The sequence below is a fragment of the Alginatibacterium sediminis genome, from assembly GCF_003610775.1.
Taxonomy (GTDB): Bacteria; Pseudomonadota; Gammaproteobacteria; order Enterobacterales; family Celerinatantimonadaceae; genus Alginatibacterium; species Alginatibacterium sediminis.
The window spans coordinates 15311-41430 of sequence record NZ_RAQO01000001.1 but is presented as its reverse complement, the minus strand read 5'-3'; the positions used below and the strand labels follow the sequence as shown (position 1 = coordinate 41430).

General features: G+C 44.7%; 24 protein-coding genes. 14 read left to right on the top strand and 10 right to left on the bottom strand.

Features of this window, described 5'->3' with window-relative positions; all coding sequences use genetic code 11:
* Nucleotides 1–54: 54 nt before the first annotated feature.
* The 5 genes from fre to trxA form a co-directional block, all read right to left on the bottom strand.
* A complete protein-coding gene (gene fre, locus DBZ36_RS00215) occupies nucleotides 55–750 on the bottom strand; it encodes an NAD(P)H-flavin reductase (protein WP_120352910.1) in 696 nt (231 codons plus the stop codon).
* 56 nt (nucleotides 751–806) lie between these two features.
* Entirely contained in the window at nucleotides 807–2276 is a 1470-nt protein-coding gene (gene ubiD / locus DBZ36_RS00210; RefSeq protein WP_120352909.1) for a 4-hydroxy-3-polyprenylbenzoate decarboxylase, read from the bottom strand.
* Nucleotides 2277–2321: 45 nt separating this feature from the next.
* On the bottom strand, nucleotides 2322–3239 hold the full coding sequence (locus DBZ36_RS00205) for a hypothetical protein (RefSeq protein WP_147394973.1): 918 nt from the start codon (nucleotides 3237–3239) through the stop codon (nucleotides 2322–2324).
* Between the two features lie 30 nt (nucleotides 3240–3269).
* Complete coding sequence (gene rho, locus DBZ36_RS00200) at nucleotides 3270–4535, bottom strand: transcription termination factor Rho (protein WP_120352907.1); 1266 nt, start codon at nucleotides 4533–4535, stop codon at nucleotides 3270–3272.
* A gap of 183 nt (nucleotides 4536–4718) precedes the next feature.
* Nucleotides 4719–5048: a thioredoxin TrxA gene (gene trxA / locus DBZ36_RS00195; protein WP_120352906.1), complete on the bottom strand. Its 330-nt coding sequence runs from the start codon at nucleotides 5046–5048 to the stop codon at nucleotides 4719–4721.
* A gap of 106 nt (nucleotides 5049–5154) precedes the next feature.
* Between trxA and rhlB the strand changes: the two genes are divergently transcribed.
* Together rhlB and gppA are read left to right on the top strand one after the other, a co-directional pair.
* Nucleotides 5155–6438, top strand: coding sequence for an ATP-dependent RNA helicase RhlB (gene rhlB / locus DBZ36_RS00190; protein WP_120352905.1), 1284 nt, complete (start codon nucleotides 5155–5157; stop codon nucleotides 6436–6438).
* Nucleotides 6439–6455: 17 nt separating this feature from the next.
* Nucleotides 6456–7940 carry a guanosine-5'-triphosphate,3'-diphosphate diphosphatase gene (gppA, locus tag DBZ36_RS00185; RefSeq protein ID WP_120352904.1) on the top strand — a complete coding sequence of 495 codons (1485 nt, stop codon included), beginning with the start codon at nucleotides 6456–6458 and terminating at the stop codon, nucleotides 7938–7940.
* A gap of 8 nt (nucleotides 7941–7948) precedes the next feature.
* Here gppA and cyaY read toward each other — a convergent pair whose 3' ends face one another.
* Nucleotides 7949–8275: an iron donor protein CyaY gene (cyaY, locus tag DBZ36_RS00180; RefSeq protein ID WP_120352903.1), complete on the bottom strand. Its 327-nt coding sequence runs from the start codon at nucleotides 8273–8275 to the stop codon at nucleotides 7949–7951.
* Nucleotides 8276–8397: 122 nt separating this feature from the next.
* On the opposite strand from cyaY, the gene lptM reads away from it, so the two are divergent.
* The 6 genes from lptM to DBZ36_RS00150 all read left to right on the top strand — a co-directional run bounded on the left by lptM (nucleotide 8398) and on the right by DBZ36_RS00150 (nucleotide 13020).
* Nucleotides 8398–8508, top strand: a complete 111-nt coding sequence (gene lptM, locus DBZ36_RS20795) for an LPS translocon maturation chaperone LptM (RefSeq protein WP_120352902.1) — start codon at nucleotides 8398–8400, stop codon at nucleotides 8506–8508.
* Between the two features lie 64 nt (nucleotides 8509–8572).
* Complete coding sequence (lysA, locus tag DBZ36_RS00170; protein WP_120352901.1) at nucleotides 8573–9823, top strand: diaminopimelate decarboxylase; 1251 nt, start codon at nucleotides 8573–8575, stop codon at nucleotides 9821–9823.
* A 69-nt stretch (nucleotides 9824–9892) separates the two neighbouring features.
* Entirely contained in the window at nucleotides 9893–10723 is an 831-nt protein-coding gene (gene dapF, locus DBZ36_RS00165; protein WP_120352900.1) for a diaminopimelate epimerase, read from the top strand.
* Nucleotides 10720–11442 carry a DUF484 family protein gene (locus tag DBZ36_RS00160; RefSeq protein WP_120352899.1) on the top strand — a complete coding sequence of 241 codons (723 nt, stop codon included), beginning with the start codon at nucleotides 10720–10722 and terminating at the stop codon, nucleotides 11440–11442. Before dapF ends, DBZ36_RS00160 begins: the two co-directional genes overlap by 4 nt.
* On the top strand, nucleotides 11426–12316 hold the full coding sequence (gene xerC, locus DBZ36_RS00155; protein ID WP_120352898.1) for a tyrosine recombinase XerC: 891 nt from the start codon (nucleotides 11426–11428) through the stop codon (nucleotides 12314–12316). Before DBZ36_RS00160 ends, xerC begins: the two co-directional genes overlap by 17 nt.
* A 5-nt stretch (nucleotides 12317–12321) precedes the next feature.
* A complete protein-coding gene (locus DBZ36_RS00150; protein WP_120352897.1) occupies nucleotides 12322–13020 on the top strand; it encodes an HAD-IA family hydrolase in 699 nt (232 codons plus the stop codon).
* A gap of 40 nt (nucleotides 13021–13060) precedes the next feature.
* Here DBZ36_RS00150 and DBZ36_RS00145 read toward each other — a convergent pair whose 3' ends face one another.
* The gene (locus tag DBZ36_RS00145) at nucleotides 13061–13831 is read right to left on the bottom strand and encodes a hypothetical protein (protein WP_120352896.1); all 771 of its coding nucleotides are present in this window, start codon (nucleotides 13829–13831) and stop codon (nucleotides 13061–13063) included.
* A gap of 115 nt (nucleotides 13832–13946) precedes the next feature.
* Between DBZ36_RS00145 and DBZ36_RS00140 the strand changes: the two genes are divergently transcribed.
* Together DBZ36_RS00140 and uvrD are read left to right on the top strand one after the other, a co-directional pair.
* Nucleotides 13947–14897, top strand: coding sequence for a helix-turn-helix domain-containing protein (locus tag DBZ36_RS00140; RefSeq protein WP_120352895.1), 951 nt, complete (start codon nucleotides 13947–13949; stop codon nucleotides 14895–14897).
* A gap of 68 nt (nucleotides 14898–14965) precedes the next feature.
* Entirely contained in the window at nucleotides 14966–17140 is a 2175-nt protein-coding gene (gene uvrD / locus DBZ36_RS00135; protein ID WP_120352894.1) for a DNA helicase II, read from the top strand.
* A gap of 11 nt (nucleotides 17141–17151) precedes the next feature.
* On the opposite strand, the gene rarD is transcribed toward uvrD, so the two are convergent.
* Together rarD and DBZ36_RS00125 are read right to left on the bottom strand one after the other, a co-directional pair.
* On the bottom strand, nucleotides 17152–18060 hold the full coding sequence (rarD, locus tag DBZ36_RS00130) for an EamA family transporter RarD (protein WP_120352893.1): 909 nt from the start codon (nucleotides 18058–18060) through the stop codon (nucleotides 17152–17154).
* Between the two features lie 69 nt (nucleotides 18061–18129).
* The gene (locus DBZ36_RS00125; protein ID WP_120352892.1) at nucleotides 18130–18612 is read right to left on the bottom strand and encodes a thioesterase family protein; all 483 of its coding nucleotides are present in this window, start codon (nucleotides 18610–18612) and stop codon (nucleotides 18130–18132) included.
* A 139-nt stretch (nucleotides 18613–18751) separates the two neighbouring features.
* Here DBZ36_RS00125 and recQ point away from each other — a divergent pair, with 139 nt between their 5' ends.
* The 4 genes from recQ to polA all read left to right on the top strand — a co-directional run bounded on the left by recQ (nucleotide 18752) and on the right by polA (nucleotide 25571).
* Nucleotides 18752–20551 carry a DNA helicase RecQ gene (gene recQ, locus DBZ36_RS00120; RefSeq protein WP_120352891.1) on the top strand — a complete coding sequence of 600 codons (1800 nt, stop codon included), beginning with the start codon at nucleotides 18752–18754 and terminating at the stop codon, nucleotides 20549–20551.
* 25 nt (nucleotides 20552–20576) lie between these two features.
* Nucleotides 20577–21971: a protein adenylyltransferase SelO gene (locus tag DBZ36_RS00115; RefSeq protein WP_233558060.1), complete on the top strand. Its 1395-nt coding sequence runs from the start codon at nucleotides 20577–20579 to the stop codon at nucleotides 21969–21971.
* Nucleotides 21968–22255 (top strand): DUF3630 family protein, encoded by a 288-nt coding sequence (locus DBZ36_RS00110; RefSeq protein WP_158588995.1) that lies wholly within the window; start codon nucleotides 21968–21970, stop codon nucleotides 22253–22255. The genes DBZ36_RS00115 and DBZ36_RS00110 overlap by 4 nt, the downstream gene beginning before the upstream one ends.
* 550 nt (nucleotides 22256–22805) lie before the next feature.
* The gene (polA, locus tag DBZ36_RS00105; RefSeq protein WP_120353106.1) at nucleotides 22806–25571 is read left to right on the top strand and encodes a DNA polymerase I; all 2766 of its coding nucleotides are present in this window, start codon (nucleotides 22806–22808) and stop codon (nucleotides 25569–25571) included.
* Here polA and DBZ36_RS00100 read toward each other — a convergent pair.
* The gene (locus DBZ36_RS00100) at nucleotides 25568–25957 is read right to left on the bottom strand and encodes a PilZ domain-containing protein (RefSeq protein WP_120352888.1); all 390 of its coding nucleotides are present in this window, start codon (nucleotides 25955–25957) and stop codon (nucleotides 25568–25570) included. The two genes, polA and DBZ36_RS00100, sit on opposite strands and share 4 nt — an antisense overlap.
* Nucleotides 25958–26120: the final 163 nt, after the last annotated feature.

Here is a 26120-nt window from a genome sequence, read left to right as displayed (position 1 = left end):
CTAACTTAAAACAAAAAACCGGCAGCTGCCGGTTTTTTTATACGGTCTGAAAGTCTAGATGAATTCGTAGGCATCACCATAGAGGTGTTCAGTATTGAGCCCAGCTTTAACGAAAGCCTCACGAGCCACACCGGCCATTTCAAAGCGGCCTGCAACGTAAACATCGAGTTGACTCATGTCACTAAAGTCTTCCAGCACAGCTAAATGAACAAGGCCTAGTTTGCCGGTCCACTGTGGTACTGCGTTTTCCAAAACTGGAACAAATACGACACGATCAAGCTCTTCCCATTGATAAGCAAGTTCGTGCAAATATAGTCCACCAAGATTTCGTCCGCCCCAATACAGGTAGACTTTTCGGTCCTGCTCATTATCGATGATGTGTTCTACAATCGATTTAGCATAAGAAAAGCCTGTGCCGCCAACCATAATCAACACGTCGCGGTTACTTTGTTCATTAAAAGAGGCTTTGCCAAATGGCATCTCGATGTCGATTTCATGGCTCGATTGCAGCCTTTCAATCACTTGTAGCGCATAGCTATTGTTTTGTGGTGCTCCAATATGTAGTTCTAACAAATTAGGATTTTTTGGAGAGCTAGCAATTGAGAATGGACGTTTGTCGTCTTCGGCCATCACGATTTGTAAATATTGGCCAGCTTCAAAGTCTTGTGCCTCGGCTGGTTCTAACTCAACATTAAAAATATCGTCCAATATTGGTGAGACCGATTTTATCTTACAAGTGGTTCGCTTCATGCTGTTTGTCCGTTTCCATTAGTTAATAGCAGCTTATATTGCTGTTTTAATAGTCGTTATGAGTCTATGCCCAATTGGTCCCAAATGCCATCAATGCGATCTTTGACATCGCTCGACATTTCAATGACTTCGCCCCATTCTCGATTGGTTTCGCCAGGCCATTTGTTGGTTGCATCCATCCCCATTTTACTGCCAAGACCAGAGATTGGGGAGGCAAAATCTAAGTAATCGATTGGGGTGTTTTCGATTAATGTTGTATCGCGAGATGGATCCATCCGGGTTGTCATTGCCCAGATAACATCCTGCCAGTTGCGAGCATCGATATCGTCGTCGCATACGATAACAAACTTGGTATACATAAACTGGCGTAAATATGACCAAACACCGAGCATTACCCGCTTCGCATGCCCAGGATATTGCTTTTTGATGGTGACGACGGCAAGGCGATATGAACAGCCTTCCGGGGGAAGATAAAAATCGACAATTTCCGGAAACTGCTTTCGCAAAATGGGTACAAAAACTTCATTCAGCGCCACTCCTAGTACTGCTGGCTCGTCAGGTGGGCGGCCGGTGTAAGTGCTGTGGTAAATGGGGTCTTTGCGATGGGTGATATGGGTGATTGTAAACACCGGAAAGTCATCAACCTCATTGTAGTAGCCGGTATGATCGCCATAGGGTCCTTCGGCCGCAACTTCTCCTGGGGTTAAATATCCTTCCAAGACGTATTCGGCGCTAGCTGGAACTTCCAAATCATTGCTAATGCATTTAACGGTTTCGGTACGGCCACCTCTAAGTAAGCCAGCAAAGGCATATTCAGATAAGGTATCGGGTACGGGAGTAACAGCCCCAAGTATAGTTGCAGGATCAGCACCAAGCGCTACCGCAACAGGGTAAGGTTTACCTGGATTGGCTTCTTGCCAATCACGATAGTCCAAAGCGCCACCGCGATGTGACAACCAACGCATTATTAGCTTATTTTTACCCAATTTTTGTTGGCGGTATATACCTAGATTTTGTCGTTTTTTGTACGGGCCGCGGGTAATCGTGAGGCCCCAAGTGACTAAAGGAGCTACGTCGCCAGGCCAGCAGGTTTGAATCGGCAGTAAATCTAAATCGACCTGCTCGCCACTTAAGACGACTTCTTGGCAAGGCGCTTTGTTTACCGTTTTAGTCGGCATATTAAGCACTTGTTTAAAAATTGGCAGCTTTTCCCACAGGTCTTTAAGACCTTTTGGTGGTTCAGGCTCTTTTAAATACGAAAGCCATGTACCCACTTCGCGTAATGCTGAGACGGATTCTTGACCCATGCCTAGGGCGACACGTTCGGGAGTGCCAAATAAGTTCGCTAATACAGGGACATCGTAGCCAATTACATTTTCAAAAAGTAATGCCGGTCCGCCTGCTTTAAGGGTTCGGTCGCTAATTTCAGTGATTTCAAGTTCGCTAGAGATGGCTTGGCTAATTCGTTTTAGCTGACCACGTTGCTCAAGCAAGGCCAAAAAGTCGCGTAAATCTTTGTATTTCATTTCGTAGTCCATCAATGATGAGCGTTATTGAATTTATAATCGGTGTTACAAGCTTTGTAACTCTTGCATCACAATACCAACCAATTCGCTATCACTGCTATTGCGGTATTTATCTAATAAAAATTTAGCTGCTGGCGGATAAGAGGCACCCAGAGCGCCAATATGCCAGTAAGTGTAGTAACGTAATTCTCGATTCTTTAGACCACTTTCAAGAATGCTTAGAGCTGAGTCAGGTTCTTGGGTGGTTCGCAGCCATTCGAGTAAATCGATACTGTTTTGATCAATGGGTAAGGCCAGAATTTGCACGTGCAAACTTGGGCTATTGATCTGTTTCGCAAACGCCGTTGCGACTTGATTGTCGGGGAAATAGAGGTTGTCGTCGAGCCCATACCAAGTGGTCACTAGTTGCTGTGCTGGTAGTTCCCGAAGTGCCAAGATTAAGTCACTTTGCTGGGCGAAAAGCTCAGGATTATTGGGATTAAACACTGAACCCCAATTGAAGTTTCCTTCCAACAAGCGGTGTTGATAGTCCTGCGCGCGTTGTGCTGAACGGCGATTATAGAGAAGCTTTCGGGCTTGAGCGGGATAATCAAATTTTGGCTTTACAACTTCGAAGCCATCCATCACATTTACTGAGCGCACTTTGGGTTGCTGAGCGGCTAAGCCCATGAGCCAGTCTTTGCTTTTTCTGCTGGGCACATGTTGTTGCTCATTGAGCAAGGCTAAACTGCTGTATACGAGTTGTTCTTGAAGTTCGGGGGAGTGTTGTGAGAGAAAGTCTTCGACGCTGGCAAATTGCTCGGTCTCGATCTGTTCACTCAGATATTGGGTTAGTTGAGGACTAATAGCTGATTCCCCGGCATTGGCTGACAATAAAGCTGGCAGCCAAACAACTGAAAACAAGGCCTTAAGACAAGCCTTGTTGTTCAATATCCGGGTGAGGACAAACAATTTTGATTTCATCGCTATTTAGCTCAACGAGCCTGGATGAAGCTACTTCTTTTGTGCTTTCATAGCATCAAAGAATTCATCATTGGTTTTCGTCATCGCCAATTTGTCGATAAGGAATTCCATTGCACCGGTTTCATCCATCGGATGGACAATCTTGCGTAAAATCCACATTTTTTGTAGTTCATCTGGTTTCGTAAGTAGTTCCTCACGACGGGTACCACTTCGATTGATGTCAATCGCAGGGTAGACGCGTTTTTCAGATATTTTACGGCTTAGATGCAACTCCATGTTGCCGGTACCTTTAAACTCTTCATAGATAACTTCATCCATTTTAGAGCCAGTATCGACAAGCGCAGTTGCAATAATGGTTAAGCTGCCACCTTCTTCAACGTTACGCGCGGCACCGAAGAAACGCTTAGGACGATGTAATGCGTTTGCGTCAACACCACCAGTAAGCACTTTTCCTGATGATGGAATAACGGTGTTGTAGGCTCGAGCTAAACGGGTAATTGAGTCAAGTAAGATAACCACATCTTTCTTATGTTCAACTAATCGTTTGGCCTTTTCGATAACCATTTCAGCTACTTGTACGTGACGGCTAGCAGGCTCATCGAAAGTTGAAGCGATAACTTCACCACGCACTAAGCGTTGCATTTCGGTTACTTCTTCAGGTCGCTCATCGATCAACAATACAATGAGTTCACATTCCGGATAATTAAAGGCAATGTTTTGCGCAATATTCTGCAGCAACATTGTCTTACCCGCTTTTGGCGGAGCTACAATCAGACCACGTTGTCCGCGACCAATTGGTGATGCTAAATCGAGTACTCGAGCTGTGATATCTTCGGTCGAACCATTACCACGTTCCATGTACATGCGCTTGGTTGCATGTAACGGGGTTAGGTTTTCAAATAAGATTTTATTGCGAGAGTTTTCAGGCTTGTCGTAGTTTACTTCACCGATTTTTAGCAAGGCAAAATAACGTTCACCTTCTTTTGGTGGTCTAATTTTACCGGCGACAGTATCACCTGTACGCAAGTTAAAGCGTCGGATCTGGCTTGGTGATACGTAAATATCATCAGGTCCAGCTAGATACGAGCTGTCTGAACTACGTAGAAAGCCGAAACCATCTTGCAGAATCTCGAGAACACCTTGTCCAAATATGGCTTCCCCGCTTTTAGCGTGAGCTTTAAGGATCGAGAAGATGATATCTTGCTTACGTAAGCGAGCTAAATTTTCCAGCCCCATTGACTCGCCTAAGGCGATTAACTCAGAGACAGGGGTATTTTTTAATTCAAATAGATTCATAGTGGCGAATAGTTTTTATAACTATGGCAGATCGAAAGTCTGCGTAGTTTGATGATATTTCGTATGGTGCTGCTGGGACAAAGACACTAACAGCGCAATGACATGAAGTTCGAACTGAATTCCGTTGCCGAACGGATATAGATCTAGCAATAAAAAAGCCGGTTTGTCAACCGGCTTTGAAATTTAGGCTATATTTTCATCTAAAAATTGCGTTAGTTGTGCTTTTGATAGCGCACCAACTTTGGTTGCTGCAACTTTGCCATCTTTGAAAAGTAGCAAGGTTGGGATGCCACGAATACCGAACTTAGGCGGTGTATCTGCATTTTGGTCGATGTTTAGTTTACTAACAACAACTTTGCCATCGTACTCGTTGGCAACTTCTTCAAGAATCGGCGCAATCATTTTGCAAGGCCCACACCATTCAGCCCAAAAGTCTACAAGTACTGGGGTTGAAGAACTCAATACGTCAGCTTCAAAGCTGTCGTCACTTAAATGAACAATCTTGTCACTCATTGTATACTCCATGTTTATATTGGTTTCGAGAAAGGCCTCACCAAAATTTAGTTTATTTGAATAGATTGCGCTTATTATTGCAAGCCCAACCTGATATGCTACGCCGATGAGTAAAACACACTTAACAGAGCTCAAATTTTCTGAGCTAGGCTTGCATGAGCAAATACTCCAAGCCCTGAACCAGCAGGATTATCAATTCTGTACCCCTATTCAAGAGCAAAGCCTACCTATCTTGCTGCAAGGCAAAGATATCGCAGGTCAAGCGCAAACGGGGACAGGAAAAACATTGAGTTTTTTACTCGCATGTTTTCATTATCTGTTGAACAACCCATCCGATGCTGAACGCAAAACTAATCAGCCAAGAGCCGTTATTTTGGCTCCGACGCGAGAGTTAGCGATTCAAATTCACAACGATGCACGCTTTTTAGCGAAACACACCGGACTAGCCCTTGGTTTAGTATATGGTGGCGAACCCTACGAAAAGCAACTCCCTGCACTTCAGAAAGGTGTAGATCTGCTTATCGGTACTACAGGCCGAATGATAGACTTTGTAAAACAAGGTGTTATCGACGTTGGCGCAGTTCAAGTAATGATTCTTGACGAAGCCGACCGTATGTTCGACTTAGGATTTATTAAAGATATTCGATATCTAATGCGTCGCATGCCAGAGCCTAAGCAGCGATTGAACATGCTGTTTTCTGCGACACTTTCGTTCAAAGTTAAAGAACTTGCCTTTGAACACATGGAAGAGCCAGAGCATATTATTGTCGCGCCAGAGCAAATGACTGCGGCAAAAATTGTCGAAGAATTATTTTATCCATCTAACGACGAAAAAATGGTGTTGCTGCAAAGCCTAATCGAAGAAGATTGGCCAGATCGCGCTATCATTTTTGCCAACACTAAACACCGTTGTGAAGACCTTTGGGGTCATTTAATTGCTGATGGTCATCGTGTTGGTTTGTTAACCGGTGATGTACCGCAACGTAAGCGAGTTCGTATTCTTGAGCAGTTTACTCAAGGTGAAGTAGATATTCTTGTCGCAACTGATGTTGCAGCCCGCGGCTTACATATTCCGTTGGTGACACATGTATTTAACTACGACTTGCCCGATGAAGCCGAAGATTATGTTCACCGTATCGGTCGAACCGGTCGTGCTGGTGAAGAAGGACACGCAATTAGTTTAGCTTGTGAAGAGTATGCGTTTAACTTACCTGCGATTGAAGAGTACGTCAGTCATGCAATTCCGGTGAGTCAATACAACTCTGATAGCTTGCTTTCAGATTTGCCGCGAGCTAAACACTACCCGCGTGCAAAATCAGCTAGTAATAGTCGTGGTGGTCGTGACCAACGCGGTGGCGGTCAACGCCGTCGTCCAAATACACGACGCTAAAGCGATGGAGATCGTTCGTGCCTAGTTCTACTTGCCCTTTGTACGCCGCAATTGACTTAGGTTCGAATAGTTTCCACATGTTAGTTGTACGCGAAATCGGCGGCGGGGTGCAAACCCTGTCAAAGATTAAGCGTAAGGTTCGCCTCGCTTCTGGCTTAGATGCCGACATGCGCCTCGACAAAGAGTCGATGATACGCGGCTGGCAATGTTTAAGTCTTTTCTCTGAGCAATTACGCGACATCCCTATTGAACAAGTCCGCATTGTAGCCACGGCAACGCTTCGCTGTGCTAGCAATGCACAAGAATTTTTAGACAAAGCCGAAGAAATCCTCAATAACAAAATTCGAATCATTAGTGGTGACGAAGAAGCCAAGCTTATTTACCGCGGTGTCGCTCAAACTAGCAGTGGTAATGGTAAGCGTTTGGTTATCGATATTGGGGGAGCAAGTACCGAGCTGATCGTTGGCGAAGACAATGAAGCCTATTTGCTGAACAGTTTGGACATGGGATGCGTGACTTGGATGAAACGCTATTTTCCCGACGGCGAACTTAGTTCATCTAACTTTGAAGCGGCAAAAGAAGCTGCTTGTAAGGTCATCAACCCAGTTTTAAGTGATTATCGCCGCTTAGGTTGGAATAGCTGCGTTGGTGCATCTGGAACCATACAAGCCTTAGTTGAATTGTTTACTGAGCAAGGTTTAGACGAACGCATTACCCTGGCCAAATTGAATAGTGTTAGTGCTCAAATGATAGAAGCTGGTTCACTCGCTAATCTTGAGTTAAAGGGATTGGCGGCAGATAGAAAGCCAGTGTTTGCGGGCGGAGTTGCAATTCTCACGGCTATTTTTGAACAGCTTTCAGTTGTGGATATGACTGTTGCTGGCGGAGCTTTGCGAGAAGGTCTTGTTTATAGCATGCTTTCCCAGCGCGAGTTTTCAACCGTTCGACAACGGACTATAGACAGTATTATCCATCGTCATTCAATGGATCCATTGCAAGCTAATCGCGTAAAAGATTGTGCTTTGTCGTTAGCGTTGCAGCTTCAACAACCTTTATCTAAAGTTGGCTATAGTATGTTGCACTGCGCAGCAATGCTGCATGAAGTCGGCTTAAGCATAGCCTTTAAGCATGCGCCGAGACACGCCGCCTATATTATTGACCATGCAGATCTACCTGGTTTCACTCGCGCTCAACAGCATTTACTGTCAGGGTTGCTATTAAATCAACGTGGCCCTTGGGAAAATAGTGGTTTAGAGCAGCAAAATGCGATTCATAGTGATGAGACGATTGTTATTTCGAGAATCTTACGGCTTGCGATAATCATATGTATGCGTCGGGTTGAAGGTTCGGTGCCGGAATTTGATTTCCAACAACAGCCAAAACAAGCTTGGCTATTGTCGTTTCCAGAACAGTGGCAACGCGATCATCCACTACGCGCCGCAGAGTTACATCTTGAAGCGCAAACCCAACAGCTTGCGGGCTACCCGCTATCGCTTAAGTAGAACCGGACTTATAAAGGGTGGCCATCTAGATTCAAAACCACACCGCTTTGTTTTTCAATTGATTCAGCTAAAAAACTCCAGAACTCGTTCCCACTACGGTTACATATCCATTTGTCATCATGGCGTTCAAAATGGAATCCGCCAAATTTTGTCGCTAACCAAAGTTGCAGCAAAGGCTCTTGCTTATTGATCACCATTTGGGTGCGATTCTCAAATTCTAAATTAAGCACTCCAGAGTGCAGTTCGCTGTCGATATCGGCTTCTTGCACATCGATGCATTGGTCGATAAAGTTGAACGAGTCTTCGATAATTTGGTGATATTGCAATTCATTCATTTCACTATTCCTGTGGACTATTGCTTTTGTGCTTCTTTACCGAGATTATACCTAGTCGCGGCTCGCAAGCTATTAAGTTTGCACCTTTACATCGTACTTAATTATAGAGAGATTGAATTCCAATGAGAGTTTTCATCGCGATCATCGGTTTATCGGGAGTGTTATTGCTTTCTGGCTGTGGGCAAACTGGGCCTTTAGTGCATCCTCCTAAGCAAGAGCAGAGCTCAGAATAATTTTGTAGTTGAAATCATCGTAATCATAAAGTTGTTTAGTTTTATTCCATGAAAGGACTTATCAATGGATTTTTTTAGTTATCAGAACCATCAGTTGTCGGCCGAGCAGGTTGCTATTTCCGATCTTGTCGAGCGCTATGGTACGCCATTATTCGTCTATTCAAGGGCGACCATTGAACGTCATTGGAATGCATTCCACAACGCAGCTAAAGATCGAAAACACTTGGTCTGTTATGCGGTAAAAGCAAACTCAAATCTAGCGGTCTTAAATATTATGGCTCGTCTAGGTTCTGGTTTTGACATCGTCTCTGGTGGCGAATTAGCGCGGGTTATTGCTGCCGGTGGTGACCCTAAAAAAGTAGTTTTCTCTGGTGTCGCTAAGACCGAACTAGAGATCGAACAAGCCTTGAACGCTGAAATCTATTGCTTTAACGTTGAGTCGCAACCAGAACTTGAGCGTATCTCGGCGGTTGCAACTCGGCTTAAGAAAATTGCACCTATTTCACTTCGCATTAACCCCGATATTGATGCTGGAACTCATCCTTACATCTCAACCGGATTAAAAGAGAACAAATTCGGTATTCCAATTGAAAAAGCGAGTGATGCTTATCAATATGCATCGAAACTGCCAAATCTAAACATCGTGGGTGTCGATTGTCACATTGGTTCGCAGTTAACCGAAATATCGCCGTTTGTTGAAGCGATAGATAAGTTATTGGCCTTAATCGACAACTTGGCCGAGCAAGGAATTGTGATTCATCATTTGGACGTCGGTGGCGGCTTAGGTGTTAATTATGATGATGAAACTCCGCCTCTACCTGATGCCTATGCAAATGCTATTGTCGAACGACTAGGTAACCGCGATTTAACATTGTTGTTTGAACCGGGTCGCGCAATCATGGCCAATGCAGGCATTTTGGTGTCTAAAGTGGAGTTTATTAAAGAAACTGAGACTAAGAACTTCGCGATTGTGGATGCAGCAATGAACGACCTCATCCGCCCTGCTTTGTATAGTGCGTGGCAACGGATCATCCCGGTGATTGAAAAGCCTCAAGTCGCTTTAGCCAACTACGATATTGTTGGGCCAGTATGTGAAACGGGTGACTTCTTAGGCAAAGATAGAGAGCTTGCGATTGAGGCTGGCGATTATATAGCCGTGCGTAGTTCTGGCGCTTACGGTTTTACCATGAGCTCAAATTATAATACGCGCTGCAGAGCCGCAGAGGTTATGGTTGATGGCGTTCAGGCCCACTTAGTTCGAGAGCGTGAGCAGGTTGCGCAACTATTCGCTGGTGAATCGCTGTTACCGGAGTAGAACACTCGCTATACTCACTGTATTGATGCGGTACCGCAGCACTATTAGGTGCTGCGTTTAGGAACATACATGTTACTTAATTTTTCGAAAATGCATGGTTTGGGTAATGACTTTATGGTTGTCGACAATGTCACCCAAAATGCATTCTTCAGTCCAGATCTGATTAAGCGCTTAGCTGATCGAAATTTCGGCATAGGTTTCGATCAAATGCTAGTCGTGGAGCCGCCTTACGACCCTGATCTCGATTTCCACTATCGTATTTTTAATGCTGATGGTGGGGAAGTCGAGCAATGTGGCAATGGTGCGCGTTGTTTTGCTCGCTTTGTAACCCTTAAGGGTTTAACTAATCGTAAACGCATCGCTGTTAGTACCAAATCCGGCAAAATAATATTGCATTTAGAACACGATGGTCATGTGACCGTGAACATGGGTGTCCCCGATTTTGTACCCGCTAACATTCCGATGCGGGCGCAAAAGGCCGAGAAAACCTATTTATTGCGTAGCCAAGATCAAACCTTTCTGGTTGGAGCGGTCTCTATGGGGAATCCCCATTGTGTGCTAGAAGTGGAAGATATCGATAACATCGACATAGAAAAAATTGGCCCAGCGCTTGAGCGGCATGAACGTTTCCCAAAACGAGCGAATATTGGTTTTATGCAAATTATAGACGCCAATACGATTAAACTGCGTGTTTTTGAACGCGGCGTTGGAGAAACCTTGGCTTGCGGCACAGGTGCTTGCGCTGCAGTAGCCGTTGGACGTCAGCAAGGTAAGTTGTCCGAGCGTGTCGAAGTACAATTACCCGGTGGGAAACTAAAAATACAGTGGGCAGGAGAAGGCAAAAGCGTCAAAATGACTGGCCCTGCTGAACACGTGTTCGATGGACAATTACAATTATGAATGAACCTGATTTAAATCAAGCACTGCGGGCTAACGAAAGCCTAATTGTTGAGTATCTTCAAGAGAATCGCGACTTTTTTGAACGCAATCCGCAATTGTTGGATACCCTCAAAGTCAGTCAAGCACATAAAGGCGTGGTATCGCTAGTTGAACTACAACAACATCGTCAACGCGATAAAATTCAAGCGCTAGAGCAGGAAATTAGTGAGTTGATGGCAGTCGCTAGTCATAATGAACGTATTTACCAAGTCTATGTTGCAACCCTACCTCGCTTACTCGAGTGCGATTCCTTTGCTGAGCTTCAGCATCAACTACGTCAATCACTAATTGAAGACTTAGGGGTTGATGATGTGGGTTTGGTACTTAATTGCGATAGTTTTCAAGAATTAGACGCAAACGCTGTTCATTGTTTGAGCAGCGATTTGATCAAGCGAATTCGGTTAACTCGACTCGGCGAAGCACCCCATTACTTTGGTCGCTTGAGCCAGGGTGAGCAAAACGAGCTCTTTAGCGAAAGCTACGGTGAAGGCTCTGTTGCTATCATGCCACTTGGAGCTAATGCGCAGTTTGGTTTTTTTGTAGCTCGTAGCCGCGACACCGACCACTATGTAGCTGGTATGGATAGCTTATTATTAACCCAGCTGTGCGAAGTATTAGCCAGTTTATTACCTAAATTGCTGGTTCCCCAAGAGCAAAGCAAACGTGCAAAGCTGCGTTGATTCATTCTTATCGTATTTAGAATCCCAGCGTCGCGCGAGTCCAGCGACGCTTAAAACCTATGGCTTGTCTTTAGCCCAACAGCAGCAGTTTTTCAGTCAATTACAGCGCTCTAGCTGGTCTGAGCTTAGCGCAAGTGATATCGAAAGTTATTTAATGAGCCTAAAGCGTCGCGGTCTAAAAGCGCGAAGTATTTCTAATAAGCTATCAGCGCTACGCAGTTTTTATGACTATCTACTACGTATCAAACAGGTTGAAATTAACCCATGTATGCAGGTTCAGGCGCCGAAACTCGATAAACCACTACCCAAGAATCTCGATGTGGATAGTGTTGCGCAACTACTCGATAACCCCAATGAAGCCTTTCTAGACTATCGCGACGCGGCCATGGTGGAGCTATTTTATGCCAGTGGTATGCGATTAGCGGAACTGGCGAGTCTAAATGTAAGCGATTTGGACTTTGAGCAGCTACAAATATTGGTGACCGGTAAAGGCAGTAAACAGCGTATCGTACCCTTTGGTCATAAGGCCAAAACTGCAATAGAAGCTTGGTTAGTTCAGCGCCGGCTGTTAGTCATGGATGAAGATGAACCGGCCTTGTTTGTGAGCATGCGCCAGCTACGAATAAGTCACCGTTCTATCCAGCAACGCTTAAAATTGTGGGGGCAAAAGCATCAGCTAAGTAGTCAGTTACATCCGCATAAGTTACGCCATAGTTTTGCCACGCACATGCTAGAAGGAAGTGGTGATCTACGCGCTGTTCAAGAACTTCTTGGACATGAAAATTTATCGACTACTCAGGTTTATACCCACTTGGACTTCCAACATCTTGCTGCAAGCTATGACGCAGCCCATCCTCGAGCCAAAAAGAAGTAATCACCATGATTTGTTATCGACCGTGGAAAACCACAAGCGCCCTTAGTTTTGATTTAGACGATACCTTGTATAGCAATGGTGATGTGATTAGAAATGCGCAAAGCTGGTTAATGGGTGAGCTTAAAAACCAATGTCGCGAAGTTGCACATTGGGGGAATAGTGATTGGGCTGGTTTACGCAGACAAACCTTATTGGAACAACCGCATTTACGCCAAGATGTGACCGAGCTTAGACGACAATGGCTGCTCAAAGGCTTAAACCAACATGGGGTAGTCAATGCTAAAGCTTACGTAGAGCATTTGCTTGATGGTTTTATTGTGCAGCGAAGCCAAGTGAGTATTGCGGATGAAGTTCTCGAGCTACTTGAACACCTTCAAAAAAAGTACCGATTGATTGCAATAACTAACGGTAATATTGATTGTAAAATTGCAGGTTTAGATGGTTTTTTCGAAACAGTGATTCAAGCCGGCTCCGGTATCGCGGCTAAGCCACAATCTCAGCCCTTTGAAATAGCTTCTCAAGCATTAGGGCTTAGCGCTCAAGATATTACTCATATTGGCGATCACCCCTATTATGACGTATTAGGCGCTATAAACGCGGGTTATCAAGCCATCTGGCTGGATAATGGGGACCGTAGGCAGAAAATTCGCTGTTTACCCCATTTACATATTCATAGTATTTTGGATTTATCTAAACTGCTTTAAGGCTAGCGCCGTTGTCGACGCTAGCTGTGCTGCAACTCGATTAGCTTCGGGTAAATCGATAACGCTGGTTTAGTTTTTCCCCTTCATCGCTCATCTGAAAAGCTTCGATGATCCACATGTCTGGGCTGATTACTCGCATTTCTATCCGAGCTAATTTGGTCTGTTTACTGTTCAAGGGATGGTAATTGACGCGATTCATTTGAGGCTGAAACTCTCCAGCATATATCGATTCAAATTCGCTGCCGTTTGAAGAGATCTTAAGTTGTTGCTCGCCCAGGTTAGTTTGAACTATCGTTGCTTTTGCGTTTGTATCAAAATCTTTGAGGTCTTGACTGACGTTTGCAATCCCTAAATCAAATTGACCGCTAAGCACTTCGGTCACTAGAGCGGTTGCGTCGCCTTGCTGGGAATTTCCTTGGTCATCAAGTGCCCATACACTTAGGTTCCATTCACCCTTAATACTATTGAGTGCTTGCACGGGTACTAGCTGCTCATGACCATTGATCACAATAGTATTGGGTTGCGCAATAGCGCCTGCAGTGATGTCGGTGCGTTTATTCTCGTGAGCGTTTTCTAAGTCTGACATCGCTCCTGCCGCGGCGCCGGTTGTCGCTCCTACCATAGCGCCTTTCATCGCAAGATTTGCGTCTCCAGTAACTGCTCCCAACACTAAGCCAATGGCTCCTCCCCCTAGAGCACCTAGTTTAGCGCCCTGATTTGGATCAACTTCGGCTTCTGGAGTACTGGAACAGGCCGACAAGAACATAGTGAGTACGGCCGGTAAAAGTAGGTGTTTAGGTGTTTTGAACATTTTATTTCCTGAAAACTATAGAGATTGGCAGTAATATAATTATCCAGAACGACGATATGTAGGTCATGCTCGAGTTATTTTTTGAAAGCAGATGCCTAGTTGGAGACAAAAAGGTATGACAAAGCCGATAGACCTTAAAAGCTATATTCGAAATAACAGGCTCGAACATGGGCTGACACAAGAACAACTCGCATACGCCTTGGCTGATTATTCCGATGAGTTAAGTGATATTGACGCACTAACGATTAGTCGCTGGGAACTAGGAAAAGTTGAACCTAGTTTGAATCGATTGAATTCAATTATTTACTACTTTGGAGACCAGCCGCACCAGATTCTAGGTGATGCCGGCTTACAATTACGCAATCTACCCAGCAGCAGGTGGCTCGATAAAAAGTTACATGAAAAAGTAAAAATTAAGCACTTTATAGGCTCTCACCCCTATTTACCTAAACGTATAGAAAAATTAGATCGTTTTGAAAAAAATAGTGATTTTGCACGTGAAAGTGTTTATCTAGTTCAAGCTTACATAGAAAACGTGTCCCACGGATTATCAAGCTGGCAGAGTGGAAAATTACTAGCGTTACAGGCGCATGCGTCAAGTCAGGCCTACTACTTTGCCTATCACGGTTTGCTAGCCTGTCATTGTTTGTTTGTAACCCTGCCGCTAAATGTGTATTCGAAGATTTGTGAAGGAGAATTAGAAGAAAATCAGATAGATGACGACTTACTAGTTCAAACAGATCAAGCTTCGGTTTGCTATATTATTAGTATTTATTCGGGCCGAACCGACACTCTAGAACAGATGCTGTGTTTGCCGATAAACTATCTAGTCCAACATCCTTTGGTTGAACGAATAAGCCTCAGGGTTTACCGGGATATATCTTCGATTTGGATGAATCTACTGCCATATACGGTTATTCGTTATGGGCCTATATGCAGCAATGAAGGCGAGGGATTCCGCTTTCAAGGAAAACGCTATAGCTATCTACTTATTGAGTTTGAGCGCAATACCTTACTTAGCTCTCCAACGGTGATAAATATGTTGCGTAATCAATCAGCAGAATAATCAATTCAAGCAATCTGCAATAAATTACTGTTATAATATCCAGTAGTTTATTTTAGTGAAGTGTGTGCATGGATATTTCTCATCTGATTGATGGCTTAAACGATAAACAGCGCGAAGCTGTGGCAGCGCCATCCCAAAATATGTTGGTACTCGCTGGTGCGGGTAGTGGTAAAACGCGTGTTTTGGTGCACCGCATTGCTTGGTTAACCCAAGTCGAGGGCTACTCACCAGCTTCCATTTTAGCGGTTACCTTTACCAACAAAGCTGCGGCAGAAATGCGCTCTCGTGTCGAGCAACTTAGCGAAGGCCGTACCTTTGGTATGTGGCTAGGCACCTTCCATAGTCTTGCACATCGCCTGCTTCGAGCCCATGCTCGCGACGCAAAACTGCCCGATGATTTCCAAATCTTAGACTCGGAAGATCAATACCGTCTCATTCGTCGCATTTTACGAGCGATGAACATTGATGAAAAACAATGGCCGGCGAAGCAATTCCAGTGGTATATCAATGCCCGTAAAGATGAAGGACAGCGTCCCGGCGATATTGGTGTTAGTGACAACCCCAATGAGCAAAAACATATTGAAGTTTATCGTGCTTATCAAGAAAGTTGTGATCGCGCCGGTTTAGTTGATTTTGCCGAGTTGCTACTTCGTGCTTATGAGCTTTGGAAATTTAATCCAGCCTTACTGGCGCATTATCAACAGCGTTTTCGCTATATTCTGGTTGATGAGTTTCAAGATACCAACACCATTCAGTATGCCTGGTTGCGCTTGTTGCAATGTCCAAGCAACCATATGATGATCGTGGGTGATGATGACCAATCCATCTATGGCTGGCGTGGCGCTAAAATAGAGAATATCCAAGATTTTGGCTCGAACGCGGATGATGTAGTCACCATTCGTCTTGAGCAAAACTATCGTAGCAGTGCAAATATCCTGAAAGCTTCCAATCACCTGATTGAACATAACCAAGGGCGCTTGGGTAAAAGTTTGTGGACTGATGACAAGGATGGCGAAGCGATTTCTGTTTATGCCGCTTTTAACGATGTTGATGAAGCTCGTTTTGTGGTTGCGCGGGTTCAACAAGCGGTGGAACAGGGGCTTAGCTTAAGTGACTGTGCGATTTTATACCGCAATAATGCCCAATCTCGAGTGCTCGAAGAAGCGCTAATGCAAGAGCGCGTAGCCTACAAAATCTATGGTGGACAACGCTTTTTCGAACGCCTTGAAATCAAACATGCGCTGTCATATATGCGTTTGATCAGTAACTCAAGCGACGATGCAAGTTTTGAGCGGGTGGTTAATACACCGACCCGTGGCATTGGTCAACGTACCATAGACATTATGCGCCAAGTTGCCCGAGAGCAACAAATCAGTATGTGGCAAGCAGGTATTAAGGCTGCGGAACTTGGATTGCTGAATGCTCGGGCTGCCGGCGCAGTGGCTCGATTTAGAGATTTAATTGCTCAATTGGCAGAACAAACACAGCACTATGACTTACATGAACAATGCGACCATGTGATAAAAGGTAGTGGTTTGCTAGCCATGTTTCAAGCCGAAAAAGGTGAAAAGGGACAAGCGCGAGTAGAAAATTTAGAAGAATTGGTTACTGCAGCTCAGCAATTTATTGCACCTGAAGAAACTGAAGGTATGACCCCACTGATCGCATTCCTATCTCACGCTGCACTTGAGGCTGGTGATAATCAAGCTGAGGCTGATGAATCGGCGGTTCAGTTGATGACATTACACAGCGCTAAAGGGCTAGAGTTTCCGGTAGTGTTTATGGTTGGGGTTGAAGAAGGCATGTTTCCTAGTCAGCAATCGTCTGAAGAAAGTGGGCGCTTGGAAGAAGAGCGCCGTCTTTGTTATGTTGGCATGACTCGCGCAATGCAAAAGCTATATATCTGCCATGCGGAAAGCCGCCGTCTGTACGGCAAGGAAGTATTCCACTCCCGTTCACGCTTTATTCGCGAGCTACCTAGCGAATGCCTCGAAGAGATCCGCTTAACCACAAGTGTTTCGCAACCGCTGACCAGTGATAGCCGTTTTTCAAGTATTCGTGAGTCGCAAGCGTTTGGAGATACTGGCTTTGCATTAGGACAGCGGGTACAACACCCTAAGTTTGGCTTTGGCGTCGTATTAAATTATGAAGGTAGTGGTCAACAAAGCCGAGTGCAAGTGCAGTTTGAAGAAGCTGGCAGTAAATGGTTAGTGACTGCCTATGCACGGCTAGAAAGTGCATAGGCTAGTGCGATTTAAGCCTCGGCAGCTATAGACTGTCGGCTCTTCTTTTGAAAGCGATAAGCATCAAAACTAAAGATCGCTAAGGCCAACCAGATACAGGCGAAAGTTCCCATCTTCTCTTGAGAGAATGCTTCGCCGTAAACGGTCACTGCAAGAATAAACATTAGTGATGGCCCAATGTATTGAAAGAATCCAAGGGTGGACAAACGCAAGCGAGTTGCTGCACCTGCAAAAAACAACAATGGCACGGTTGTTACAAAGCCTGCCGACACTAACAGCACACTCAAGCTCCAGTCGTTGCCACTTACTTGCAGACTTTCACTATTGCTGAAGGCGAACAAGTAAATTAGGGCTATCGGCAGCAGCAAGATCGTCTCAATAAACAATCCTGGCAGCGCCGATAAATGCAATTGTTTACGCAGTAGTCCGTAAATACTAAAGCTTACCGCTAACACTAATGCAATCCAGGGTACTGCACCAAACTGTATCAACTGAAATAATACTCCAACGACGGCCAGTGCAACCGCCAGCCATTGCAAGGGCCTAAAGCGCTCGCCTAAAAAGAGCATGGCGAGAACTATATTGATCAGTGGGTTTATAAAGTAGCCAAGGCTTGCATCAAGCATACGGGAATTGTTAACCGCCCAAATAAAAACCAACCAATTAATGGCGATAAGTACCGAGGTGACGACTAAAACTTTAAGCTTAGAAGGCTGCTTAATAATATGACGAACTTGGGACCAAGCTTTAGTACTAAAGAGTAGAACCGCAATAAATAAGCATGACCAAATCACACGGTGAGCTAAAATTTCACCCGGAGGGACGGCTGAAATGGCTTTAAAATAAATTGGAGCTATGCCCCAAAAGGTATATGCACCAAGTGCGAAAAGTACGCCTTTCTTGGTTGTATCTGAGTACATGGGAACGCCAATTGCGGGTCAAGAGGCGCATTGTAGAATGAACAGCTCGCGCTGTCCTATTTTCTTTTCTTAGCCGACCAGATAAGTACCAGTACCGAATGCTATGTGAACATTGTCTTGATTGTGTAGCTCCATGCGCGCAACAGCAACTTTGTTGCCAGTACGAATGACTTCCGCTGTGGCATAAAAACACTCACCAAAGCCAGGGCGTAAATAATCAATCCGCAGATCAATGGTTCCCATATTTGCCAGCCGCTTGCTTAATTCTTCGCGGGATAGTTCAACATTTTTCTCAATTGCGCATGCAGCAACAATCATTCCACCAGCCACATCTAGAATACTAGCGGTGACTCCGCCATGCAGGATGGATTGGATAGGATTACCGAGTAGTTTCTTTTGCATTGGCAGTTTAATCTCAACACGCTGAGCATCGTAGTGCACCAGTTCTAGACCGAGCAACTGATTGAAAGGCATGTTATGGATGAATGTTTGAGCTACAGCATCGCGCCATTTATCTGATCTCTTTTGATGTTGGTCCGATAGTTCAGTCACAGTACGCCTTTAAATGGAGTGTAAACAAATTGTAGGCCCAATGTTAAACGCGTGTTTGAAAAATAACAAGTCGATTGCCAATAGACCTTAGTTCTAAATCCGCTACAATAGCGCTCCTTAACTGGAGTATGTATAAGCAATGAACCGCGCACTTAAAGTGCTCGAAGATGTATTTGGCTACACCGAATTTCGTCCTGGGCAAGACACTGTCATAGAAAAAATCCTGCAAGGCCAAGATTGCTTGGTGATTATGCCCACTGGTGGGGGGAAGTCGCTTTGTTTTCAGGTGCCCGCTTTAGTCTTCCCTGGGTTGACGATTGTGATTTCCCCTTTGATATCGCTGATGAAGGATCAGGTCGACAGTTTGGTTCGTAATGGTGTCGAAGCGGCGTATATCAATTCAAGCCTAGATGGCGACGAAAGCCGAAAAATCTATCGGCAGTTACACCAAGGTGAGCTCAAATTATTGTATGTGTCACCTGAACGCGCGTTAAATCCTGACTTCCAGCGGCGTTTGCTTGAGTTGCATATTTCTCTAATTGCGATTGACGAAGCCCATTGTATTTCGCAGTGGGGGCATGACTTTAGGCCGGAATACAGCAACCTTGGTGTGTTAAAGCAACGATTCTCACATGTACCTATTGTTGCACTTACAGCCACCGCTGACCATGCAACTCGCGATGATATTCAGCAGCGACTTAGCCTAGTAAGCCCTTATATACATTTAGCTAGCTTTGATCGACCTAATATTCGCTATCGTCTGGTTGAGAAGTATCGTGCCTGGCAGCAACTGCGCGATTATGTTGCCAGCCATCGTGATGAAAGTGGGATTATTTATTGTGGCAGCCGCAAAAAAGTTGAAGAAATTGCCACCAAGCTAAGCGCTGAGGGGATCCGGGCGGCGGCATACCATGCCGGCTTAGATTTAGCGACTCGTAGACAGGTTCAGGATCGTTTTCAACGTGATGAACTTGAAGTGGTTGTGGCTACGGTTGCTTTTGGAATGGGCATTGATAAACCCAATGTGCGCTACGTTTATCATCAAAACATTCCTAGAAATATCGAAGGTTATTATCAAGAAACCGGCCGTGCCGGTCGTGACGGAAGCGATGTCGAAGCGGTTATGCTTTATGACCCAGCGGACGCTGCTTGGCTGCGACGTATTATCGACGAGATACCGCAAGAGCAGCAACGCCGCGTTGAGAGCCATAAGTTCAATGCCATGAACGCGTTTGCTGAAGCACTGACTTGTCGTCGTCAAGTGTTGCTAAATTATTTTGGGGAATACTTGGCTCAGGCTTGCGGTAATTGCGATATTTGTTTGGATCCTCCGAAGCAATATGATGGTCTAGAGGACGCTCAAAAAGCCTTATCTGCTGTTTATCGTCTAGGACAACGCTTTGGTATTGGATATGTGGTCGACGTGCTACGCGGCAGTATGAATCAACGGATATTAGAACAAGGTCATGACAAGCTGTCAGTACATGGTTTAGGTAAAGACCAAAGCCATGAACATTGGGTTAGTGTCTTGCGCCAGTTGGTACATCAAGGCTATTTGCTACAAAATATTCTACGTGGGTCTGTCTTAGAGCTCACCCAAGAGGCGCGCCCAATACTGCGTGCAGAGCAAACGCTACAACTCGCACAACCGCGTATTGAATCCGCCAAACAAAGTGCCAAGAAGTCGAGCCGGGCAGTTTACGATAAACTTTTGTTTGCTCACCTGCGTAAACTACGTAAGGATATTTCTGACCAAGAAGACGTGCCTCCATTCGTAGTCTTCAATGATGCGTCACTCATCGAAATGTGTCAGATTCTACCAAGTACCTCTTCTGAGCTGATGTCGGTTAGTGGCGTAGGTATCAAAAAGTTGGAGCGTTATGGGCGACGCTTTTTAGATGCAATAGAAAGCTATCAACTCGAAGGCGAAAGCTACTAGAAACCCAGTTAGCAAGGAGGCTATATTGTTTATCAATCGTTTAGCGCAGCAAATGCCTGAGATTTGTTTTTCTCAACTGTCAACACCAATGCAAGACCCGCAGTGGATCATTGGCAGTCAGAAAGCTGCCCAACTATTAGACTTCAACAACCCTCAAATGGGATTATCTTGGCTTAGCGGGCATAGTATAGCGGTAGGTATGGACCCGGTATCTACTGTTTACTCGGGACACCAGTTTGGTGGCTATACACCGCAGCTTGGTGATGGTAGAGCGCTGTTATTAGGTGAATATCTTAATGAGAGCGGGCAAGCATGGGAGCTGCAGCTCAAAGGCAGTGGCTTAACGCCTTTCTCGCGCCAAGGTGACGGTAAGGCGGTTCTTCGCTCAAGTATTCGAGAGTTTTTAGCCAGCGAAGCCTTAGCTGCGCAAGGTATACCCACCACTAGGGCATTGGGGTTGGTCACTGGTTCTGGCAAGGTAGTACGAGAGCAACTTGAGTTTGAGGCGATGGTATTGCGTTTGGCTCCAAGCTTTTTACGCTTTGGACACTTTGAATACTTGTATCACCAGCAGCATCATGAAAGCTTAAAACGTTTAATTGATTTTAGTCTGAGGCATTATTTTCCTCAGTTGCTTGATAGCCCTAATCCGGTGGCTGCCATGTTGCAAGAGATTAGCCGCTTAACAGCGGTGATGATTGCTCATTGGCAAGCAAGCGGGTTTTGTCATGGGGTGATGAATAGTGACAACATGTCGATCCTAGGTCTTACCATTGACTATGGCCCCTTCGGCTTTCTAGAATCTTACGATCCCACCCATATCTGCAATCATTCTGATAGCTATGGGCGCTATGCCTTTGACCAGCAACCGGCCGTTGGTTTGTGGAATTTACAACGACTAGGGCAAGCACTCTCAGCTTTTGTGAGCCCAGAGGAACAGCAGCTGTGTTGGCAAGTATACCAAGCTCAAATCAATCATAGCCTTCAGCACTTAATGGCCCTGCGCTTGGGACTCGATGAGTTTAACGAGTCAGATGAAATACTAATTCGAGAGTTGTTAGACATCCTTCAAGAGAAAAAACTCGATTATCATCAATCGCTGCGTAGTCTACAGAACTTAGACCAAGCAAGTTCCAGTTTTGGGCCCGTATGGATGCACAAATATCTTGCTAGAATCTCAAGCAGTGCCTTAACTGAAGTGCAACGAGTCGCTCAGATTTGTGATAACAACCCCTGCTATGTGTTACGTAATCACTTGGCGCAATCATGTATTGAAGCTGCTCAGCAAGGTGATTACGAAGCATTGATCACACTGCATACGGCGTTGGAAACACCTTACCTACAAAACCCAGAGTTTCTGCATTTGGATAAAGCAGCACCGGATTGGGCTGCAAATATACAAGTTTCGTGCAGCTCTTGAAAACGCAACGCTTTCCATCAAGTTTGGTGATCGAACTAAACTGTAACGAAGACAATTTCATGGAAGTTGGCAGCGAGCACCTATTAGCAATGTCAGCAGAAATTTGTGAGCAAATCGTTGGCGCTGACTGGCTCCGGATTCGATTCCGAATGGATGAGTTTGAAGGCTGTTTGCATTTTGACGGACTTAGTCAAATGTGCTGGTTTGAAGCCGATGGTAAGCAGGAGTTTGAATCCATTTGTAAGCTAGTGTTAAACAAATACGAGCAACCGAACGTGAACTAATTTCTGTGTTGTGGTTGAAATGTGATCTAAACGAAGTTTTAGTAAGCGATAGTTCTCTATATTACCTGCTGGCTGAAAAATGCCCGACTAAGTCGAATGGCGTGACGAATTTTTGACCCTTATCTGTTTAAAATTCTAGCAAGATGTATTTGTGGCTTAGATGTTTAACAACGATCACAGAGTGATCATTGTTGGCGAGAAGAGTTAACTGCGACAAGGAAAGGCGCAACGCGAAATTAACATGTAAACTACATGTTCTGTATGATTTCCACATTCCCCTAGCACATACGACTCCCTGAAAAAGTTATTAGCTTTACTCTTAAGCTACTGATTTTGCATTACTTAAAAGTACGTTGTCTTCTGGGGTCTTTGATTCCGGAAGAATTCTGTGTGCGCTATGCACAGACTTATCCACAGCTACTTTCTAAGCATAATGATGCATAGGATCCCTTTATTTACAGTGTATTGAGGGATTTCGATGTATTTCACGTTTGGGATCATTACTGAATATGGCATGATGAGCGCTGGTTTTTTTTCCGGATTCTCGCGCATGCCCAACTCAAGTGAAAGCCCGCTCATCCTCGTGGATGGTTCGTCCTACTTATATCGAGCTTTTTATTCTCCTCCTCATCTCACTAACTCGAAAGGTGAAGCTACAGGAGCGGTCTATGGCGTAGTGAACATGCTCAGAAGCCTCATTCGTCAATATAGCCCGAAGCGTATGGTTGTTGTATTTGACGCCAAAGGCAAAACCTTTCGAGATGATATTTATCCAGAATACAAAGCTAATCGACCTTCGATGCCTGACGACTTAAGATCTCAGATAGAGCCTTTACATGCGATTATCAAAGCATTGGGTATCCCAATGATTGCTATCGAAGGTGTGGAAGCCGACGATGTTATCGGCACTATGGCTCGCGAAGCTAGTGAGCGTAAAGAGTCGGTGATAATCTCAACTGGTGATAAAGACATGGCGCAGTTGGTGAACGAACACGTCAGTTTGATTAATACCATGACGGATACATTTTTAGACCCGAAAGGCGTGGAAGAAAAATTTGGTGTGCCACCTGAATTGATAATCGACTACTTGGCTTTAATGGGCGACAAAGTTGATAACATTCCTGGATTGCCGGGTGTTGGAGAGAAAACTGCACTAGCCTTACTGCAAGGGATTGGTGGTGTGGAAAAAATACTGGCAGATCCCGACTTCAGCGCAACCTTAAGTTTTAGAGGCTCAAAAACGATGCCTAAAAAACTGCGTGAGCATGGCGAAGAAGCGCGCTTGTCTTATCTATTGGCAACCATTAAAACCGATGTAGAGTTTGATCTTAAATCTGAACAGATGCAACTTGCCGACATCGATCGAGATGCGCTTATTCAGCTATACGGGGAGATGGAGTTCAAGCGTTGGCTTGCCGAAGTTCTTGATGGCGGCGGAGCACTAAGTGCACCCGATGCTGCGCAAGCTGGTGAAGCTAAAGCTGAGATTACAACACCAAGTATACCAACCAATTACACAACCGTATTAACTGAAGCCGACTTGGATCTATGGCTTAAAAAGCTACAATCGGCACCATTAATCGCAGTGGACACCGAAACAACGTCCTTGGATTATATGCAGGCTGATTTGGTTGGGCTATCGGTGGCGGTAGAAGCAGGTGAAGCGGCTTATATTCCTATCGCTCACGATTATGTTGGTGCCCCGCAGCAATTGCCAGCTCAGTACGTATTAGAAAAGTTCAAAGTGATTTTGGAAGATGAGAATATCGCTAAGGTGGGCCAAAATCTAAAATATGATATGTCGGTATTAGCCCGTCATGGTATTGAACTAAAGGGTATTGCCTTTGACACAATGCTTGAAAGTTACATTCTCAACAGTACTGGCACACGCCACGACATGGACTCATTGGCGCTTAAGTTTTTACAACACAAAACCATTCATTTTGAGGACATTGCGGGTAAAGGTGCTAAACAACTTACCTTTAATCAAATTGAGCTTGAGCAAGCAGGGCCCTATGCTGCAGAAGATGCCGATATTACGCTACGCTTGCACCAAGAAATCTGGTCGCAATTAGAACAGCATCCAAGTTTGGTTAAATTGTTTAATGATATTGAGTTGCCATTAGCGAGCGTTCTGTCTCGTCTTGAAAGAAATGGGGTTTGTATAGACGCCGACAAAATGCGTCAACATAGCCAACAATTGGCAGAGCGAATTGAGAGCCTCAAAACTCAAGCGCATGAAGCCGCTGGAAAAGAATTCAATCTAAGTTCGCCCAAGCAGCTGCAACAGATCTTGTTTGAAGAAATGCAATTACCAGTGGTCAAAAAGACGCCTAAAGGCGCGCCTTCTACTGCCGAAGATGTGTTGCAAGAGCTTGCGCTCGACTATCCCTTGCCGAAACTAATTTTAGAACACCGAAGTCTAAGTAAACTCAAGTCAACCTACACCGATAAATTGCCTTTGATGGTGGATAGCCATACTGGGCGAGTACATACGTCTTATCATCAAGCGGTGGCTGCTACCGGTCGATTGTCATCAACCGATCCTAATTTGCAAAACATCCCTATTCGACATGAAGAAGGGCGCCGAGTGCGGCAAGCATTTATTCCTGCACCTGGCTACACAATGGTTGCGATCGATTACTCTCAAATTGAACTTCGAATTATGGCGCACTTATCCGCAGATGCTGGCCTAATTAAAGCCTTTGCAGCTGGTGAGGATATTCACAAAGCGACTGCTGCTGAAGTTTTTGGTGTGGAACTTGAACAGGTGAGCGTTGATCAACGTCGCAGTGCAAAAGCAATTAACTTTGGATTGATCTACGGTATGAGTGCTTTTGGTTTGTCTAAACAATTATCGATTGGCCGTGCTCAAGCTCAGACCTATATGGATAAATACTTCGAACGTTATCCCGGCGTACTTGAATACATGGATAAAACTCGAGAAAACGCCAAGGATAAAGGCTACGTCGAAACCATCTTCGGACGCAGGCTCCATTTACCTGAAATAAATGCACGCAATGCCATGCGCCGCAAAGGTGCTGAACGTGCAGCGGTAAACGCGCCGATGCAGGGAAGTGCTGCAGATATTATCAAGCTTGCGATGCTGGCTGTTGACGCGTGGTTGCTGGAGCGAAATAACGATGATGTTCGAATGCTGATGCAAGTTCACGATGAATTGGTTTTTGAAATCAAAACTGAATTAGTTGACGACATTGCTCCTAAACTTAAGCAATTAATGGAGTCAGCAGTCCAAATTGATATCCCTATGATTGCAGAAGTAGGGCAAGGCATGAACTGGGATGAAGCACATTAAAGGGCGCTGCCTGTAATAGAATCAAGCTGTGCGCATATTGCTAAGTGTTGCTTAGGAGTTTTAGGGTTTAATTCGCAACCTAGATAAAATGCATTCTGTGCAACCCGTCGATAATAAACGATACGAGCTGGAGTCCTAACGTGGGCTCCTTCGTTATCCGAGAAATCAATCCCTACTTCCAATTTATTATTGGGGTCTTGTTGTAAGATCTGGGGTTTGAAAGTTTCTACAACTTTTGAGCTCACCTCAAGTAAGCATCCAAATTGAGAAATATTTCGCATTATTGCGGTACTTTCACCGCCCTGGTGGCGAAGGTTAAGTTCTTGGTCACAATCAAAGCGTTTTGCGCGTCGTAACTCAGAGCTAGGTTTTGGTGTTAAGCCCATAATACACTTCCATTTTGTTTTTCAAATACGCTTTTTGTTACATAAAGATACCACAGATGTATCGCAAGTGACTGATTTGCGGTTGTTGGGCTAGTTCTTATCGTTTTCTGAACGGTTTAGTAAGCAAAATTTTGTCAAAAAAACATATTGTTGAAATTAACTT